Source organism: Mycobacterium sp. NPDC051804, from assembly GCF_044452905.1.
In the GTDB taxonomy this organism is placed as follows: domain Bacteria; phylum Actinomycetota; class Actinomycetes; order Mycobacteriales; family Mycobacteriaceae; genus Mycobacterium.
On sequence record NZ_JBITCD010000005.1, the window covers coordinates 645695 to 666072 of the forward strand.

1 protein-coding gene is annotated in these 20378 nt (G+C 65.9%); it reads left to right on the forward strand.

Annotation, left to right across the window (positions count from 1 at the left end; genetic code table 11):
• Positions 1-15: 15 nt before the first annotated feature.
• On the forward strand, positions 16-20378 hold a 20363-nt coding region (locus ACIA48_RS22910), incomplete at its 3' end, for a non-ribosomal peptide synthase/polyketide synthase (protein WP_396736754.1).

Sequence of the window (20378 nt, forward strand, 5' to 3'; positions counted from 1 at the left end):
TCCGGGGGGAGTCCAATGGAATTCGATGATGGGGCACTTCAGCTGACGCGCGGGCAGACGGCAGATTTTGATGGTCGTGTGTTGCCGGTGACGCGCGGCCAGCTGGACATATGGCTCGCGCAGGAAACAGGCCAACTCGGCACGGCGTGGCAGCTGGGTCTGTTGGTAAAAATCGATGGGCCCGTACAGCGGGATGCCTTGGAGTGGGCGATCCGTCGAGTGATAGCGGAGGCCGAGCCGGTCAGGGCCGCCTTTTTCGAGGTGGACGGCCAGGTCGTGCAGCGGGTGATCGATTACCCCGACGTCGAGCTGCCGTTTCATGACCTGAGTGCTTCCAGCGATCCAGCGCAGGAAGCCCGTGAGATCGCGGTGTCGATTCAGCGCACGCCGATGCCGCTTTCCGGCCCGCTTTTCAAATTTGTGTTATTTCAGACCCGGCCCGATGAATTCTATTTGTTTGCTTGCGGCCACCACATGGTCGTCGATGGATCCGGCATTGCGCTGCTTGGACAGCGGGTGGCAGCGGTTTATACCGCGATCGTTTTTGGCGCACCTATTCCTGGTGGCCTTTTCGGCTCGCTGCAGGACCTGGTGGAGTACGAGTCGGCATACGAAGCGTCCACCGACTATCTGGACGATCGCGCCTATTGGACTGAAAGCCTTCCAGCGGAAAGTGAACTGCCTCATCGGTTACCCCAGACCGGGGGTGAGCGTGATTCATATTGGCCCTCGGAGCCGGTTCGATTGGACCCGGTGGTCCTTAGCCGGGTTGATGAGTTTTGCCGGGTGCGGAGTGTGCCTCGGTCTTCGGTGATCGCCGCGGCGTGTGCGCTGTTGGTGCGCGGGTGGTGTGCTGGGGGCTCGGAAGTGGTGCTCGACTTCCCAGTCAACAGGCGAGTGCGTCCGGAGTCAAAGACGCTTCCCGGGATGGTCGCCGGGGTGGTGCCGCTGGTTCTGCGGGTGTCGCCGGATTCCACAGTTGCGGGCTTTTGTGAGCACGTGGACACCCGAATCCGGGAGGCGTTGCAGCATCAGCGGTTTCCGGTGCATGCCCTCGAACGTAACGCCCGCACCCGCTCCGCATTGCAGTCAGCCGACAGGGTGAGCGTCAATTTCCTTCCGTCTCGGTTCACTTTGGCGTTCGGCGCTGCTGCTGCATCGGCGTCATTCATGAATCCTGACCCCGTCGCGGACGGCTTTGGGTTGATGTTCCTAAGTGCCGGGGACGAGCTTTTTCTCAGCACGGTGGGTGCGGGGCAGCCGTTCTCCAATTTCGATGTCTCGGATTTGGCGGCCCGATTGGGTCGGTTGTTGGGGGCGATGATCGCTGATCCGTCGCGGTTGTTGTCGTCGGTGGAGTTGCTTGCTTCTGGTGAGCGTGCCGGGTTGGAGGTGTGGGGTAACCGGCGGTTGTTGACTCTTCCGGCGGGCGCGCCGACGGTGTCGATTCCGGCGGTGTTCGCGGCGCAGGTGGCTGCTGCTTCGGGGGCGGTGGCGGTGAGCTGTGGCGATCGTTCGTGGACGTATGCCGAGCTCGATGAGGCGTCGAATCGGGTGGCGCATCTGTTGGTGGGGTTGGGTGCGGCTCCGGGCCGGTGTGTGGCGTTGGTGTTTCCGCGGTGCGCGGAGGCGATCATCGCGATGTTGGGGGTGTTGAAGTCGGGGGCGGCCTATCTGCCGATCGATCCGGCGCATCCCGAGGGGCGCATCGAGTTCATGCTTGCTGATGCCGCGCCGGTGGCGGCGTTGACCACGGCGGGGTTGGCGCCGCGGTTGGCCGGGCACGAGTTGACGGTCATTGATGTCGCCGATCCGCGTCTTGAGGGGTATCCGGTTACGGGGTTGGCGGGGCCGGCTGCTGATGATCTGGCGTATGTGATTTACACCTCGGGCACCACGGGTGTGCCGAAGGGGGTGGCGATCAGCCATGCCAATGTGACCGAGTTGATGGGGTCGCTGGATGCGGGGTGGGCCGCTCCGGGGCAGGTGTGGTCGCAGTGGCATTCCTACAGCTTCGACATTTCGGGGTGGGAGATTTACGGCGCCTTATTGCATGGCGCCAAGTTGGTGGTGGTTCCCGAGTCGGTGGCGGCGTCTCCGGAGGCGTTGCGCGCCTTGCTGATTGACGAGCAGGTCACGGTGTTGTGTCAGACGCCGTCGGCGGCGGGGATGCTGTCGCCGCAGGGCTTGGAGTCGGTGACGCTGCTGGTCGGTGGTGAGGCGTGTCCGCCGGAGGTGGTGGATCGGTGGGCGCCGGGTCGGGTGATGATCAACGAGTACGGCCCGACCGAGGCCACGATGTGGGTAGCGCTCAGCGCGCCCCTGGTCGCGGGGTCGGGGACCCCGGCGATCGGCGCGCCCGTGTCTGGGGCGGCGTTCTTCGTGTTGGATTCCTGGTTGCGTCCGGTGCCGGCCGGGGTCGTCGGGGAGTTGTATCTGGCGGGCCCGCAGTTGGCGTATGGGTATGTGGGCCGGTCGGGGTTGACCGCCTCGCGGTTTATGGCTTGTCCGTTCGTTGGGTCTGAGGTGCCTGGGCAGCGGATGTATCGCACCGGGGATCTGGTGTGGTGGGGTCCGGATGGACAGTTGCGGTATGTGGGCCGCACTGATGAGCAGGTCAAAATTCGTGGACATCGCATCGAGATCGGTGAGGTCCAGGCGGCGCTGAGTGCCCTGGAGGGAGTGGCGCAGGCCGCGGTGATCGCGCGGGAGGACCGTCCGGGGGACAAACGTCTGGTCGGTTACGTCACCGGGACCGTCGATCCGAGTGGGGTACGTGCAGCGCTGGCAGACAGATTGCCCGGCTATATGGTGCCCTCGGCGGTGGTGGCCATTGAGGCGTTGCCGTTGACGGTCAACGGCAAGCTGGACAAACGCGCGTTGCCGGCACCGGAGTACACCGACACCGATCGCTACCGCGCGCCGTCCACGGCGACTGAGGAGATTCTGGCCGGCATTTTCGCTCAGGTGTTGGGAGTGGAGCGAGTCGGGGTCGATGATTCGTTCTTCGAGTTGGGTGGGGATTCGCTACTGGCGATGCGGGTGATCGCGGCGGTCAACACCGGCCTGGACGCCGGGCTGGCTGTGCGCTCCTTGTTCGAGGCCCCGACGGTGGCCGAGTTGGCAACGCGTATCGGCACTGAGGAGGCACGACTGGCGCCGCTGGTGCCCGCCGACCGTCCGGCGGTGGTGCCGTTGTCGTTTGCCCAGAACCGTTTGTGGTTCCTCGACCAGCTGCAAGGCCTGTCGGCGGTATACAACATGGTGGTCGCGCTGCGGCTTGACGGACCTGTCGATGTGGAGGCGTTGGGTGCGGCGCTGGCTGATGTGGTGGACCGCCATGAAAGCCTGCGCACCCTGTTCATCGCTCCGGAGGGCACCCCGCAGCAGGTGGTGGTGCCCGTCGGGGACGCCGACTTCGGCTGGCACGTCGTTGATGGCAGCGGCTGGTCTGACGGTGAGCTCAAGCGGGCCATCGACACCGCGGCGGGTCACCCGTTCGATCTGGCGGCTGAGATCCCCTTGCGGGCAACGCTTTTGCGTCTCAATGATGTTGAGCATGTGTTGGTCGCGGTGGTGCACCATATCGCTGCCGATGGTTGGTCGATCACCCCGCTGGTCGCCGATCTAGGCGTGGCCTATGCCGCACGGCGCGACGGGCGAGCGCCCGACTGGGCGCCGTTGCCGGTGCAGTACGTCGATTACACGCTGTGGCAGCGTGAACAGCTCGGTGAAGTGAGTGATCACCAAAGCCCGATCGCCGCGCAGTTGGCGTATTGGCAGGACGCGCTGGCCGGGACGCCCGAGCGGCTGAATCTGCCCACCGATCGGCCCTATCCGGCGGTGGCCGAGAACCGCGGGGCCAGTATGGCGGTCGAGTTCCCGGTCGCTCTGCATCAGCAGGTGGCGCGGCTTGCTCGGGAGCACAATGCGACCAGTTTCATGGTGGTGCAGGCCGCGTTGGCGGCGTTGCTCGCCAAGCTCAGCGCCAGCAGTGAAGTGGCGCTGGGCTTTGCGATCGCCGGGCGCAGCGACTCCGCTCTCGACGGGCTGGTGGGGTGCTTCATCAACACGCTGGTCTTGCGGGTCGATGTCGACGGTGATCCCAGTGTGGCCGAGGTGTTGGCTCAGGTACGCCGGCGCAGCCTCGCAGCTTACGAGCATCAGGACGCGCCGTTTGAGGTGTTGGTGGAGCGGCTCAACCCGACCCGATCGCTGGCCCATCACCCCCTGGTACAGGTGTTGCTGGCCTGGCAGAACTTCCCCGGCCAGGCCAACGGCCCGGTGTCGGGATTGAGCCTGGGGGATCTTGCGATCGCCCAGCTGCCGACCGAAACCCACACCGCCCGCATGGATCTGACGTTTTCGCTGGGGGAACGGTGGACTGAGGCCGGGGAGCCCGCCGGAATCTCCGGCGCGGTGGAGTTCCGCACCGATGTGTTCGATGCGGCCAGCATCGAGGCGCTGATCCAGCGGCTGGAACGAATGTTGGTCGCGATGGCCGCCGACCCGCAGCAGTTGTTGTCCTCGGTGGATCTGCTCGATGAGCATGAGCAGACCCGGCTGCAGCAGTGGGGCAATCAAGCGGTGTTGAGCGCGCCGACGCCCGCCGCGGTGTCGGTTCCGGAGCTGTTCGCTGGGCAGGTGGCCCGCACCCCGGATGCGCTTGCGCTGACCTGCGACGGCCGGTCCATGACTTATCGCGAGCTTGATAATTCGGCTAATCGGTTGGCGCACTTGCTGGCCGATCATGGGGCGGGTCCGGGAACCCGTGTGGCCCTGCTGTTTTCCCGCTCGGCCGAGGCGATCGTCGCCATGTTGGCAGTGCTCAAGACCGGGGCCGCCTACGTGCCGATCGATCCAGCCCTGCCGGCTGCCCGGACGGAATTCATGATCGCCGATGCCGCGCCGGTAGCCGCGATCACCACAACCAGCCTGCGTCCACGGCTGGATGGCTGTGAGGTGGTGGTCATCGATGTCGAGGACACCGCTGTTGAGACCCAGCCCAGTACTGCGCTGCCGGCGCCTGCACCCGACGATATCGCCTACCTGATCTACACCTCAGGAACCACCGGAACGCCCAAAGGTGTTGCAGTCACTCATCACAACGTCATGCAACTGGTGGCGTCGATAAACGACGCCGTGCCCGCGGGACCCCGACAGGTCTGGTCGCAGTGGCATTCGTATGTCTTCGACGTTTCGGTGTGGGAAATCTGGGGCGCACTGCTGCACGGCGGCCGTCTGGTCGTGGTGCCCGAGTCGGTAGCCCGCTCTCCGCAAGACTTCCACGCCCTGCTGGTCGCGGAACGCGTCAGCGTCCTACACCAAACACCTTCTGGAGTGGGCGTGCTCTCTTCTGAAGGGTTGGAGTCGACGGCTTTAGTGGTGGCCGGTGAGGCCTGCCCGCCGGAGTTGGTTGATCGGTGGGCATCCGGGCGTGTGATGGTCAACGCGTACGGACCGACTGAGGCGACGGTCTATGCGGCGATGAGCGCGCCGCTGGAGGCGGGCTCCGGGGTGGCTCCGATCGGTTCGCCGGTGCCGGGGGCGGCCTTGTTCGTCCTCGACGGGCGGTTGCGTCCGGTGCCCGCCGGCGTGGTCGGAGAGCTGTACGTGGCCGGCGACGGGGTGAGTGTCGGCTATATGGGCCGGGGCTTCTTGACGGCGTCGCGGTTTGTGGCGTGTCCGTTCGCGAGGTTCGGCGCGCGGATGTATCGCACCGGGGATTTGGTGTCCTGGGGTACCGATGGGCAGTTGCGCTATCTGGGCCGTGCGGACGAGCAGGTCAAGATCCGCGGGTATCGCATCGAACTCGGTGAGGTACAGGCGGTACTGGCCGCTTGCGACGGCGTCGATCAGGCGGTGGTGATCGCTCGCGAGGACCGTCCCGGCGACAAACGCCTCGTGGGGTATGTGACCGGTACCGCCGACCCGACGACGCTGCGGGCCGCGGCGGCCGAGCGACTGCCCGCCTACATGGTGCCGGCCGCGGTGGTGATGCTCGACGCGGTGCCGTTGACGGTCAACGGCAAGCTCGACAGGCGAGCCCTCCCGGCGCCGGACTACGCCGATATCAACCGGTATCGGGCACCGTCGACCCTGACCGAGGAAATCCTGGCCGGCATTTTCGCCAAGGTGCTCGGGGTGGAGCGGGTCGGGGTCGACGACTCGTTCTTCGATCTAGGTGGGGATTCGCTGTCGGCGATGCGGGTGATCGCGGCGATCAACAAGGGTCTGGATGCCGGCCTGGCGGTGCGTACCTTGTTCGAGGCGCCCACGGTGGCCGGGCTGGCCCCGCGCATCGGCGTCGATGAGGGTCGGCTGGAGCCGCTGGTGGCGGTGGAGCGGCCGGCGGTGGTGCCGTTGTCGTTTGCCCAGAACCGGTTGTGGTTCATCGAGCAGTTGCAGGGCCCGTCGGCGGTTTACAACATGGCGGTGGCGTTGCGGCTGGACGGGCCCCTCGATGTTGCAGCACTGGGGGCGGCGCTGGGCGACGTCGTGGCCCGCCATGAGAGCCTGCGCACGCTGTTCGCCGCGCCTGAGGGAATTCCCCAGCAGGTGGTGGTGCCCGTCGAGGACACGAACTTCAGCTCAGAAATTGTTGATGCCGACGGGTGGTCTGCGGCTCGGCTTCAAGCGGCTATCGATGCGGTGGTACGTGAGCCGTTTGACTTAGGCACCGAGATCCCCTTGCGGGCAACGCTTTTGCGTCTCAGTGATGTTGAGCATGTGTTGGTGGCGGTGGTGCATCACATCGCCGCCGACGGCGTTTCGGTCGCTCCGCTGGTCGCGGATCTAGGGGCGGCTTATGCCGCCCGCTGTGTGGGGCAGCCCCCGAGCTGGACGCCGCTGCCGGTGCAGTACGCCGATTACACGTTGTGGCAGCGCGCCCAGCTGGGGGAGCTGACCGATCCCGGCAGCCGCATCGCCGCGCAGTTGGCGTATTGGGAGCAGGCGTTGGCCGATATGCCCGAGCGGGTCGCGCTGCCCACTGACCGGCCATATCCGCCGGTGGCGGATTACCGCGGCGCCAAGGTGGCCGTGGACTGGCCCGCGCATTTGCAACAGCAGATCACGCGGGTGGCTCGTGAGCACAATGCGACCAGTTTCATGGTCGTGCAGGCTGGCTTGGCGGTGCTGCTGGCCAAGCTCAGCGCCAACTCCGATGTGGCGGTGGGCTTTCCGATAGCCGGGCGCCGCGATGCCGCACTCGATGGCCTGGTCGGATTCTTCGTCAACACATTGGTGCTGCGGGCCGATCTGGCCGGAGACCCGACGGTCACTCAGGTGCTCGCTCAGGTGCGTGCGCGCAGCCTGGCCGCTTACGAGCACCAGGATGTGCCGTTCGAGGTGTTGGTGGAGCGGCTCAACCCGACCCGGTCGCTAACTCATCATCCGCTGGTCCAGGTGATGCTGGCCTGGCAGAACAACGATCTCACTGCTGAGCTGGACCTGGATGATCTGCACGTCACGCCAATCCCGGCCGACACCCAGACTGCCCGCGTGGATCTGACCTTCGCGCTGTCTGAACGCTGGAGTGAAGCCGGTGAGGCCGCCGGCATCGGTGGAGCGGTCGAGTTCCGCACCGATGTGTTCGATGCGGCCAGCATCGAGACCCTGATCGAGCGGTTGCAGCGCGTGTTGGCTGCGCTGACATCAGATCCCGGTCGGCGGTTGTCGACGATCGACGTGCTCGATGTTGTTGAGCGTGCCCGGGTGGATGACATCGGTAACCGGGCGGTGTTGACCCGCCCGTCGCCGACCCCGGTATCGATCCCGGTGCTGTTCGACGTTCAGGTGGCCAGCGCTCCACAGGCGGTGGCGATCACCAGCGAGAACGAGTCGATGACTTACCGCGAACTCGATGAGGCGTCGAACCGCGTAGCGCGCTTATTGGCCCGTCATGGTGTAGGTCGGGGTGAGCGGGTCGCGCTCGTGTTGCCGCGCTCGCGCGAGGCGATCGTAGCGATGCTGGGTGTACTCAAGACGGGTGCGGCGTATGTGCCGATCGACCCGGTCCATCCGGACGCTCGGATCAGGTTCGTACTGGCCGACGCCGCGCCGATCGCAGCGATCACCACCGCGGACCTACGCCCGCGGCTAGCCGGGCACGAGCTCGCCCTGATTGATATCGACGACCCTGCCATTGACGCCCAGCCTGGTACCGCGCTGCCGGTGCCGTCGCCGGACGATATCGCGTATCTGATCTACACCTCCGGCACCACCGGTGTCCCGAAGGGTGTGGCGGTCGCGCACCGCAATGTCACCCGGCTCCTGGGGGTGTTGCATTCCGAGGTGCCGGTGGCCGGCGTGTGGTCACAGTGTCATTCGTTGGCGTTTGACTTCTCGGTGTGGGAGATTTTCGGCGCTTTGCTGGGTGGCGGCCGGGTGGTGGTCGTGCCCGATGCGGTGGTGCGCTCCCCCGAGGAGTTGCATGCGGTGTTGCTTGCCGAGCAGGTCAGTGTCCTCAGTCAGACCCCATCGGCGTTTTATGCCCTGCAGGCTGCCGACGCGGTGGCTCCTGAGTCGGGCGATCAGCTCCAGCTGACTACGGTCGTGTTCGGTGGGGAGGCGCTGGAACCGCCGCGTCTACGAGGATGGTTGGATCGTCATCCGGCGTTGCCTCGGCTGCTGAACATGTATGGCATCACCGAAACCACGGTGCATGCCTCGGTGCGTGAGATCGTCGGCGCCGACGCCGAGGCAGCGGTCAGCCCGATCGGGGTTCCCTTAGCCCACTTGGGCTTCTTTGTGCTGGATGGGTCACTGCAAGCGGTACCGGTCGGTGTCATGGGGGAGTTGTACGTGGCCGGCGGGGGCCTGGCCTACGGATATGTGGGCCGGGCCGGATTGACGTCGTCGCGGTTTGTGGCGTGTCCGTACGGGGCACCGGGGGCACGCATGTATCGCACCGGCGATCTCGTGTCGTGGAGCGCTGACGGTCAGCTGCGTTACCTCGGGCGTGCTGATGAGCAGGTCAAGATCCGCGGCTATCGCATCGAGTTGGGTGAGGTGGCGGCGGCGCTCAATGCCGTTGGTGGGGTTCTTCAGGCGGTGGTGATCGCCCGTGAGGACCGCCCTGGCGATAAACGTCTGGTTGGTTATTTCACCGGATCGGCAGAGCCGGCCGGGATACGTGCGCAGCTCGGTGAGCGGTTGCCGGGTTATATGGTGCCGGCCGCGGTGGTGGCGTTGGATTCGTTGCCGTTGACGGTCAATGGCAAACTCGATACCCGCGCCTTGCCTGCGCCCGAGTACCACGACGCTCGCAGTGGGTATCGCGCGCCCACCAACGCTATCGAGGAGGTCCTGGCCGGTATCTACGCCCAGATCCTGGGTGTTGAGCGGGTCGGGATCGACGATTCGTTCTTCGAGCTTGGTGGGGATTCGCTGTCGGCGATGCGTCTGGTCGCTGCGGTCAATAGCGGCCTGGATGCCGGACTGGCGGTGCGGACGCTATTCGAAGCGCCGACGGTTTCACAGTTGGCGCCACTCATTGGTGCGGCCACAGGCGGGCTTGCTCCGTTGGTGGTGGGCGAGCGTCCGGCGGTGGTGCCGCTGTCGTTCGCGCAGAACCGGTTGTGGTTTGTGGACCAGTTGCAAGGGCCATCTGCGGTCTACAACATTTCGACCGCTTTGCAGCTGAGTGGGAAGCTGGACATCCAGGCGTTGGGTGCGGCCCTCACCGATGTGGTCGGCCGTCATGAGAGCCTGCGCACCTTGTTCACCGCACGCGAAGGTATCCCTCAGCAGGTGGTGGTGCCGATCGAGCAAGCCGATTTCGGTTGGCAGGTCATTGATGCCAGCAGTTGGCCGGAAAGCCGGTTGGGTGAGGCCATCGACGTGGCGGTGCGTGACACATTCGACCTGACACGCGAGATTCCGTTGCGGGCACGGCTTTTCCGTGTAAGCGACGTCGAGCATGTGTTGGTGGCGGTGGCCCATCATATCGCTGCTGATGGGTGGTCGATCAACCCGTTGGTGCGGGATTTGGGCGTGGCTTATGCCGCCCGGTGTGTGGGGCAGGCGCCGGGGTGGGCGCCGTTGCCGGTGCAGTATGTGGATTACACGTTGTGGCAGCGTGAGCAATTGGGCGATCTCGACGATCCCGAGAGCCGTATTGGGACGCAGTTGGCATACTGGGAGAAGGCACTGTCGGGGGCGCCCGAGCGGCTGATGCTGCCCACGGACCGGCCTTACCCCTCCGTTGCCGATTACCGCGGGGCCCGGGTGGCAGTGGAGTGGCCTGCCGAGTTGCAGCAGCGGATTGCTCGGATGGCTCGTCAGCACAACAGCACCACTTTCATGGTGATGCAGACCGCGTTGGCGGTGTTGTTGTCGAAGTTGAGCGCGAGTTCTGATGTGGCGGTGGCGTTTCCGATTGCCGGACGTCGCGATTCTGCGCTTGATGAGTTGGTGGGTTTCTTCGTCAACGCATTGGTGTTGCGGGTTGATCTGGCCGGTGATCCCAGCGTCGAAGAGTTGTTGGGTCAGGTGCGGGCGCGCAGCTTGGCCGCTTATGAGCATCAGGATGCCCCGTTTGAAGTGTTGGTGGAGCGGCTGAACCCGACCCGCAGCCTGACTCATCATCCGTTGGTGCAGGTGACATTGGCGTGGCAGAACTGGCAGAACGACGATCCCGTCGAGGGATCTTTGGGCGATGTTCGGGTCACACCGTTGCCGGCGGATACCCGTACTGCCCGTATGGATTTGACGTTCTTTCTGGCTGAGCGTTGGACTGAGGCTGGTGAGTTCGCCGGGATCGGCGGGGCGGTGGAGTATCGCACCGATGTGTTCGACGCGGTGAGCATCGAGGCGTTGATCGGACGCTTTGAGCGGGTGTTGCTGGCGGTGACCGAGGATCCGTCGCGACGGTTGTCATCGGTGGATGTGCTTGATGGGGTCGAGCATGGCCGGTTGGCGGGGTGGGGTCATCGGGCGGCGTTGAGTGCGCCTGCACCGTCGGCGGTGTCGATTCCGGAGGTGTTCGCTGCGCAGGTGTCCTGCGCTCCACAGGCACAGGCCGTGACTTTCGAGGGCCGCTCGTGGACGTATCGGGAGCTGGATGAGGCGTCGAATCGGTTGGCGCACTTGCTGGTTGCCCATGGCGCGGGTCCTGGTGCGCGGGTGGCGTTGCTGTTGCCACGCTCGGCTGAGGCGGTCATCGCGATGCTGGGGGTGCTCAAGTCCGGCGCGGCGTATGTGCCGATCGATCCGGCCCATCCCGACGCGCGCGTCGCGTTCGTGCTCGCTGATGCCGCGCCGATCGCCGCGATAACCACCGCAGGGCTTTCCGACCGGCTGGCCGGCGACGACCTTTTCGTCATCGATATCAACGACCAGAAGGTTAAGGCCCAACCCGGTACCGCCTTGGCGGGACCGGCGCCCGACGACATCGCCTATCTGATCTACACCTCGGGCACGACCGGGTTGCCCAAGGGCGTCGCGGTCGCGCACCGCAACGTGACCCGGTTGATGGAATCCCTGCATGCACCGTTGCCGGCGGCGGGGGTGTGGTCGCAGTGGCATTCGTTCGCTTTTGATGCGTCTGTGCAGGAGATCTTCGGTGCGCTGCTGGGCGGCGGGCGCTTGGTGGTGGTGCCCGATGAGGTGGCCCGCTCGCCAGAAGACTTGCATGCGTTGCTGATCGCCGAGCAGGTCAGTGTTTTGAGTCAGACCGCTTCGGCGGCCGCGATTCTCTCCCATGAGGGGTTGGAGTCGGTGGCGTTGGTGGTCGGCGCTGAGCCGTGTCCGGTCGAGGTGGTGGATCGGTGGGCGCCGGGGCGGGTGATGGTCAACGTGTACGGTCCGACTGAGACCACGGTGGATGTGGCGATCAGTGCCCCGTTGGTGTCCGGTTCGGGGGTGCCGCCGATTGGTGCGCCGGTGTCGGGGGCGGCGTTCTTCGTGCTGGATCGGTGGTTGTGTCCGGTGCCGGCCGGGGTTGCGGGTGAGTTGTATGTCGCCGGTGCCGGCGTTGCGTACGGCTACGCGGGCCGGACGTCGTTGACGGGCTCGCGATTTGTGGCGTGTCCCTACGGGCCGCCCGGGGCGCGGATGTATCGCACCGGGGATGTGGTGTCCTGGGGTGCTGATGGGCAGTTGCGGTATGTGGGCCGAGCGGATGAGCAGGTCAAGATTCGCGGATACCGCATCGAGCTCGGTGAGGTCCAGACAGCGCTGAGTGCTCTCGATGGGGTGGGGCAGGCCGCGGTGATCGCTCGCGAGGACCGTCCCGGCGATAAGCGTCTGGTGGGTTATGTCACCGAGTCGACGAGCGGGGCGGTGGACCCGGCTGCGGCACGCGCGCTGCTGGGGGAGCGGTTGCCGAGCTATATGGTGCCCGCGGCGGTGGTGGTGCTGGAGGCGTTGCCGTTGACGGTCAACGGCAAGCTGGACAAGCGCGCATTACCGGCGCCGGAATACATCGATGTGGATCGCTATCGCGCCCCGGCCAATGCGGTCGAGGAGGTGTTGGCCGACGTTTATGCCCAGGTGTTGGGGCTGGAGCGGGTCGGGGTCGACGAGTCGTTCTTCGAACTTGGTGGGGACAGCATCTTGTCGTTGCAGGTGGTGTCGCGGGCGCGCGCAGCTGGCGTGGTGTGTCGGCCGCCTGACATCTTCACCGAGCAGACCGTGGCTCGGCTGGCCCGGGTCGCTGAGGTGTCCGACAGCGCCGATCGTCCGGTCGACGCGGGTATCGGCAATGTCGAGGCGACCCCGATCATGCGTTGGCTGCAGGGAGTGGACGGCCCGGTCGAGCAGTACAACCAGACGATGGTGGTGCAGGCCCCGGCCGGGGTGAGCGAGGCCGATGTGGCGGTGGTGTTGCAGGCACTGCTGGATCGGCACGCCATGTTGCGGCTGCGCGTCGATGAAGACGGCGTCGGGAAGTGGGCGTTGCACGTGCCCGAGCCCGGGTTGGTGCAGGCCGCCGAGTGCCTGCATGTGGTCGAGGCACTAGACGAGGCGGCGTTGGTAGGGGCGCGGTCACGGTTGAACCCGGCTGCCGGGGTGATGCTGGCGGCGGTGTGGGCCGGTGTCACCGGTCAATTGGCGGTGGTCATTCACCATCTGGCGGTGGATGGGGTGTCGTGGCGAATCCTGTTGGAGGACCTCAACATTGCCTGGGCCCAGCACCACAGCGGGCAACCGATCGCGTTGCCTTCGGCGGGCACGTCGTTCGCGCGGTGGTCGTCGCTGTTGGCCGAGCACGCTCTAAGCGCTGAAGTCATTGGCGATGCTCAGACTTGGCGGCAGGTGTCGGCAACTCCGGCGCTGTTGCCGCCGGTGCAACCGGCGGTGGACACGTTCGCTACCGCTGGACGGTTGTCGGTTCAGTTGGATGTTGAAACCACCCGGATGTTGCTCGGTGAGGCGCCGACGGCGTTCCACGCCGGGATCCAAGACATCCTGCTGATCGCGTTCGGGTTGGCGTGCGCGGAGTTTTTGGGCGCTGACAGCGCTCCGGTTGGTATCGATGTGGAAGGCCACGGCCGGCATGAGGAGTTGGCCGCGGGGGTGGATCTGACCCGCACGGTGGGCTGGTTCACCACCGTCTACCCGGTGGCGTTGACCGTGGGTGGCGTGGACTGGGCGCAGGTGGCTTCCGGCGATCCCGTCCTAGGGGCGTTGATCAAGGACGCCAAGGAACAGTTGCGCGCCCTGCCCGACGGAGTGACCTACGGGTTGCTGCGCTATCTGAATTCCGATGTCGAGTTGGCCGAAGTTGATCCGGTGATCGGGTTCAACTATCTGGGCCGCCTGGGTGCGGGAGCGGGCGAGCTGTCTGAGGAGCTGTGGCGCGTCAGCCAGGAGGGCTTGGCGCTCACGGGTGCCGCGGCGGCGATCCCGATGCCGCTCACCCACACGGTGGAACTCAACGCGGTCACCTCTGACACCGATGAGGGTCCGCAGTTGCAGGCGCATTGGACCTGGGCGCCCTCGGCGCTCGACCAGATGCAGGTGGATCGGTTGGGCCGGTTGTGGTTTGAGGCACTGGGCGGGATTTGTGCGTTGGTGCGCGCCGGTGGGGGCGGGTTGACGCCCACCGATATTGTCCCAGCTCGGCTGAGCCAGCCTCAGCTCGATGAATTGTGTCAGCAGTACGCGGTGGCCGATGTGTTGCCGTTGACGCCGCTGCAGCAGGGGCTGCTGTTCCACGCCGGCAGTGCCCAGGACAACGACGACGATGTGTACGCGGTGCAGCTGGAGATCACCATCACCGGCCCACTGGAGCCGCAGCGGCTGCGCGAGGCGGTGCATGAGGTCATCCGTCGTCACCCCAACCTGGTGGCGAGGTTCTGCGACAGCTACGACCAACCGGTGCAGGTCATCGAGAGCGATCCGGTGGCACCGTGGCGGTATGTGGACGTGGATGACGCCGACGATATCGATGCACGTGTCCGGGAGGTATGTGCCGACGAGCGTGCCGCGGTGGGCGACCTGGCAGGGCAGCCGGCGTTCCGGGCGGCGTTGATCCGCACCGGATCAGATCGGCACCGGTTTGTGCTGACCAACCATCACATCGTGATGGATGGCTGGTCGCTGCCGATCCTGATACAGGAGATCATCGCCGGTTACTACCGCCAGCCGCTGCCGCCGCCCGTCCCGTATCGCAGGATTGTCAGCTGGTTGGCCGAGCGGGACATGGACGCCGCCCGCGTCGCCTGGGGTGACGTGTTGGCCGGGCTCGACACCCCCACCCTGGTGGCACCGCCGAGCCGGGCGGGGCGCGGCCGGCGAGGTGTAGCCGCGCATCAGCTGTCCGAGCAGACCACCAGCGCTCTGACCGACCTGGCGCGTGCCCGCCAAACGACGGTCAACACGGTGTTGCAGGCCGCGTGGGCGCAGCTGCTGTGCTCACTGACGGGCCAGCAGGATGTGGTGTTCGGCACCGCGGTCTCCGGACGCCCGGCCGAGCTGGCCGGAGCGGAGTCAATGGTCGGCTTGCTGATCAACACCGTGCCAGTACGCGCCACCCTCGCCGCGACCACATCGGGCGCGGAGTTGCTCGAACAGCTGCAGACCGCCCACCGGCGCACCCTGGAGCATCAGCATCTGGCGCTACCGGAGATCCATCGCCTCACCGGTCAGGATCAACTGTTCGACACCCTGTTCGTCTATGAGAACTACCCGATCGACACCGCCGTAGATGCTGCCGACGGTGAGTTGGCTATCACCGAGTTCAGTACGCGCGAGCACAACCACTACCCGTTGACGGTGGCTGCCGCGCCGGGAACCGAATTGAGCCTTCGCATCGAATACGACACTGAGGTGTTCGACGCTGCCGGCATCGAGGCGCTGATCGGACGGTTGGGGCGGGTGTTGGTGGCCATCAGCGCCGATCCGTCCCGGCGGTTGTCGTCGATCGATCTGCTCGATGAGGTCGAGCAGGACTGCTTGCAGGGGTGGGGTCGTCGGGCGGTGCTGACCGCTTCGGCACCGTCGGCGATGTCGATTTCTGAGGTGTTCGCTAGGCAGGTGGCCAGCGCACCCGAGGCAATGGCGCTGACCTGCCAAGGCCGCTCGTGGACATATAGCGAGGTGGAGGAAGCCGCGAATCGATGGGCTCACTTGTTGGCCGCCCATGGCGCCCGCCCAGGTGAGCGCGTCGCGCTGTTGGTGCCACGGTCCGCTGAGGCGGTCGTTGCGATGCTGGGGGTGCTCAAAACCGGCGCGGCCTATGTGCCGATCGATCCGGGGCTACCGGTGGCGCGAATTGGGTTCGTGCTCGCTGATGCCTCACCGATCGCGGTGATCACTACTGAGGGACTGCGGTCGCGGCTGGCCGGGCTGGACCTTGCGGTGATCGATATCAACGATCAGAGGGTGAAGGCCCAACCCGGTACCGCCCTGGTGGGACCGGTGCCCGACGACATCGCCTATCTGATCTACACCTCGGGCACGACCGGGCTGCCCAAGGGCGTCGCGGTCGCGCACCGCAACGTGACCCGGTTGATGGAGTCGCTGCATGCACCGTTGCCGCCGGCGGGGGTGTGGTCGCAGTGGCATTCGTTCGCTTTTGATGCGTCGGTGCAGGAGATTTTCGGTGCGTTGCTGGGTGGGGGCCGACTGGTGGTGGTGCCCGATGAGGTGGCCCGCTCGCCAGAAGACTTGCATGCGTTGCTGATCGCCGAGCAGGTCAGTGTGTTGAGTCAGACCGCTTCTGCCGTCGGGACATTGTCGCCTGAGGGTTTGGAGTCGGTGGCGTTGGTGGTCGGTGCTGAGCCGTGTCCGGTCGAGGTGGTGGATCGGTGGGCGCCGGGGCGGGTGATGGTCAACGTGTACGGTCCGACTGAGACCACGGTGGATGTGGCGATCAGTGCCCCGTTGGTGTCCGGTTCGGGGGTGCCGCCGATCGGTGCGCCGGTGTCGGGGGCGGCGTTCTTCGTCCTGGATGGCTGGTTGCGCCCGGTCCCGGCCGGGGTTGCGGGTGAGTTGTATGTCGCCGGTGCCGGAGTGGCGTACGGCTATGCGGGCCGGACGTCGTTGACGGGGTCGCGGTTTGTGGCGTGCCCGTACGGGGGGCCTGGCGCGCGGATGTATCGCACCGGGGATGTGGTGTCCTGGGGTGCTGATGGGCAGTTGCGGTATGTGGGCCGAGCGGATGAGCAAGTCAAGATCCGCGGATACCGCATCGAACTTGGTGAAGTTCAAGCGGCGTTGGCCGGCTGCGATGAGGTTGAGCAGGCGGTGGTGATCGCGCGTGAGGACCGTCCCGGCGACAAGCGTCTGGTCGGTTACATCACGGGCACCGCCGACCCGGCCGCGGCGCGCGCGCACCTGGCTGAACGGTTGCCGGGCTATATGGTGCCGACTGCGGTGGTGCTGCTGGAGGCGTTGCCGCTGACGGTCAACGGCAAACTGGACAAGCGCGCATTGCCGGCACCGGAATACCAGGATGTTGACCGGTATCGCGCCCCAGCCAACCCAATCGAAGAGGTCTTGGCCGACATCTATGCCCAGGTGTTGGGGTTGGAGCGGGTCGGCGTCGATGAGTCGTTCTTCGAACTTGGTGGGGACAGCATCTTGTCGTTGCAGGTGGTGTCGCGGGCGCGCGCGGCCGGGGTGTTGTGTCGGCCGCCCGACATCTTCACCGAGCAGACCGTGGCCCGGTTGGCGCGGGTGGCCCGGGTCACCGACGGAGAGACCGGCATTGTCGACGAAGGCGTCGGGGCGGTAGTAGCTACGCCGGTCATGCACCGGTTGCAGGGCCTAGATGGCCCCATCGATGAGTTCAACCAAATGGTCGTGGTGCAAGCGCCCGCCGGCGTGAGCGAGGCCGACGTGGTGGTGGTGTTGCAGGCGATGCTGGATCGGCACGCCATGTTGCGGCTGCGCGTCGACGACGACAGCGCCGGGGGATGGGCGTTGCATGTGCCCGAGGCCGGGTCGGTGCGAGCGTCCGATTGCCTAACCTCGGTGGACGTGTTGTCCGAGGCGGCGGTGGTGAATGCGCGGTCGCGGTTGAACCCGGCTGCCGGGGTGATGCTGGCGGCGGTGTGGGCCGGTGACACCGGTCAACTGGCGGTGATCGTTCACCATTTGGCCGTTGACGGGGTGTCGTGGCGAATCCTGTTGGAAGACCTCAACATTGCTTGGGCCCAGCACCACAGCGGGCAGCCGATCACGCTGCCCGCGGGCGGAACGTCGTTCGCGCGGTGGTCGACATTGCTGGCCGACTATGCCCACAGCGGCGACGTCGTTCACCAGGCGCAGGTGTGGCGGCAGGTGTCGGCGACCCCTGCGCTGTTGCCGGCAGTGCAACCGGCGGTAGATACCTATGCCAGCGCCGGACAGTTGTCACTGGAGCTGGATGACGAGACCACCCGGATGCTGCTGGGTGAGGTGCCGACGGCATTTCATGCCGGAATTCAAGACATCCTGCTGATCGCGTTCGGGTTGGCGTGCGCGGAGCTATGGGGTACCGGCGGCGCGCCGATCGGTATCGATGTGGAGGGCCATGGCAGGCACGAGGAGCTAGCCGCGGGTGTGGACCTGACCCGAACGGTTGGCTGGTTCACGACCATCTACCCGGTCGCGTTGACCGTCGGCGGATTGGAGTGGACGCAGGTGGCTTCCGGCGATCCCGCCCTGGGTGCCTTGGTCAAAGACGCCAAGGAGCAATTGCGCGCCCTGCCCGAGGGTTTCAGCTATGGGTTGTTGCGTTACCTGAACCCCGATGTGGAGTTGGTCGAAACCGATCCGGTGATCGGATTCAACTATCTGGGCCGGCTGGGCGCAGCCGCTAACGAACTCTCCGAGGAACTGTGGCGCGTCAGCCAGGACGGTTTGACGCTGAGCAGCGCGGCCTCGGCGATAACGACGCCGCTGGCGCACGCCTTGGAACTCAACGCTGTCACCGCCGATACTGACGCCGGACCCCGACTGCAGGCGAACTGGACCTGGGCGCAATCAGCACTTGATGGCACGCAGGTGGATCGGTTGAGCCGGTTGTGGTTCGAGGCACTCGGCGGGATCTGCGCGTATGTGCGCGCCGGTGGCGGCGGTTGGACCCCGTCGGATATCGTCCCGGCCCGCCTGAGCCAGCCCCAACTCGACGACCTGTGCCAGCAATACGCGGTGGCCGATGTGTTGCCGTTGACGCCGCTGCAGCAGGGGTTGCTGTTCCACGCCGGCAGCGCGCAGGACAACGATGACGATGTCTATGCGGTGCAGCTGGACATCACCATCACCGGCCCGCTGGAGCCGCAGCGGCTGCGGGACGCGGTGCACGAGGTGGTCCGTCGCCATCCGCACCTGGTGGCGCGATTCTGCGATCAGTTCGACCAACCGGTGCAGGTCATCGAGACTGATCCCGGCCTGCCCTGGCGCGATGTCGATATGGGCGGAACCGAGCTGAACCTTGAAGCGGAGATACAAGCGGTGTGCGCCGACGAGCGTGCGGCGGTGGGCGACTTGGCCGGGCAGCCGGCGTTTCGGGCGGCGTTGGTCCGCACCGGATCGCATCAGCACCGGTTCGTGCTGACCAACCATCACATCGTGATGGACGGTTGGTCGCTGCCGATCCTGCTGCAGGAGATCATCGCCGGCTACTACCGCCAGCCGTTGCCCCCGCCTGTCCCGTATCGCCGGATTGTCAGCTGGCTGGCCGAGCGGGACCTGGCGGCCGCCCGCGCCGCCTGGGGTGACGTGTTGGCCGGGCTCGACACCCCTACCCTGGTCGGACCGCCGGGGCGCTTCGAGTTGGGGCGGCGAGGTGTGGCCTCGCATCAGCTGTCTGAGCACAAGACCCGCGCGCTGACCGACTTGGCGCGTGCGCGTCAAACGACGGTCAACACGGTGTTGCAGGCTGCTTGGGCACAGTTGCTGTGCTCATTGACGGGCCAACAGGATGTGGTGTTCGGCACCGCGGTTTCTGGGCGCCCGGCTGAGCTGGCCGGGGCGGAGTCGATGGTCGGCCTGTTGATCAACACCGTGCCGGTGCGCGCGACGGTCACCACGGCAACGACCGGCGCAGACCTACTCGAGCAGCTACAACACGACCACCAGCGCACCCTGGAGCATCAGCATCTGGCGCTGCCGGAGATCCACCGGCTCACCGGCCAGGATCAGCTGTTCGACACCTTGTTCGTCTACGAGAACTACCCGATCGATTCCGCCGCAGATACCGGCGACGGCGAGTTGGCCATCACCGAGTTCAGCACACGCGAACACAACCACTACCCGCTGACGGTGGCGGCGACCCCGGGCGACGAACTGAACCTAACCGTCGAATACGACACCGAGGTGTTCGACGCGGCGAGCGTGGAGGCGCTGATCGAACGGTTGGGACGGATGTTGGTGGCGCTCACCCACGATCCGGTCCGCCGGTTGTCGTCGGTCGATCTGCTCGACGAGGTCGAGCAGACCCACTTGGATGAGATCGGTAACCGGGCGGTGTTGACCCGGCCGGCCGACGCCCCGATGTCGATTCCGGCATTGTTTGAGGTGCAGGTGGTCCGCGCCCCGGAGGCGGTGGCGATCAGCTGTGGGGAGCGGTCGTGGAGTTACCGCCAGGTCGATGAGGCCGCGAACCGGTTGGCGCATCAGTTGATTGCTCACGGGGTTGGGCCGGGTGAGCGGGTGGCATTGGTGTTGCCGCGGGCGGCCGAGGCGGTTGTGGCGATGTTGGCGGTGCTCAAGACCGGAGCGGCGTATGTGCCGATCGACCCGGCGCATCCGGATGCGCGGATCGGGTTCGTGCTCGCCGATGCCAAGCCGAGGGTTGCGCTGACTACAGCGGGACTGGTTCATCGGCTTGCTGGGCACGACGAACTGCTGATCATTGATGTCGACGATCCCGTGATTGATACCCAGCCCGCCACGGCGCTGCCGGCGCCGTCGGCGGACGACATCGCCTATCTGATTTACAC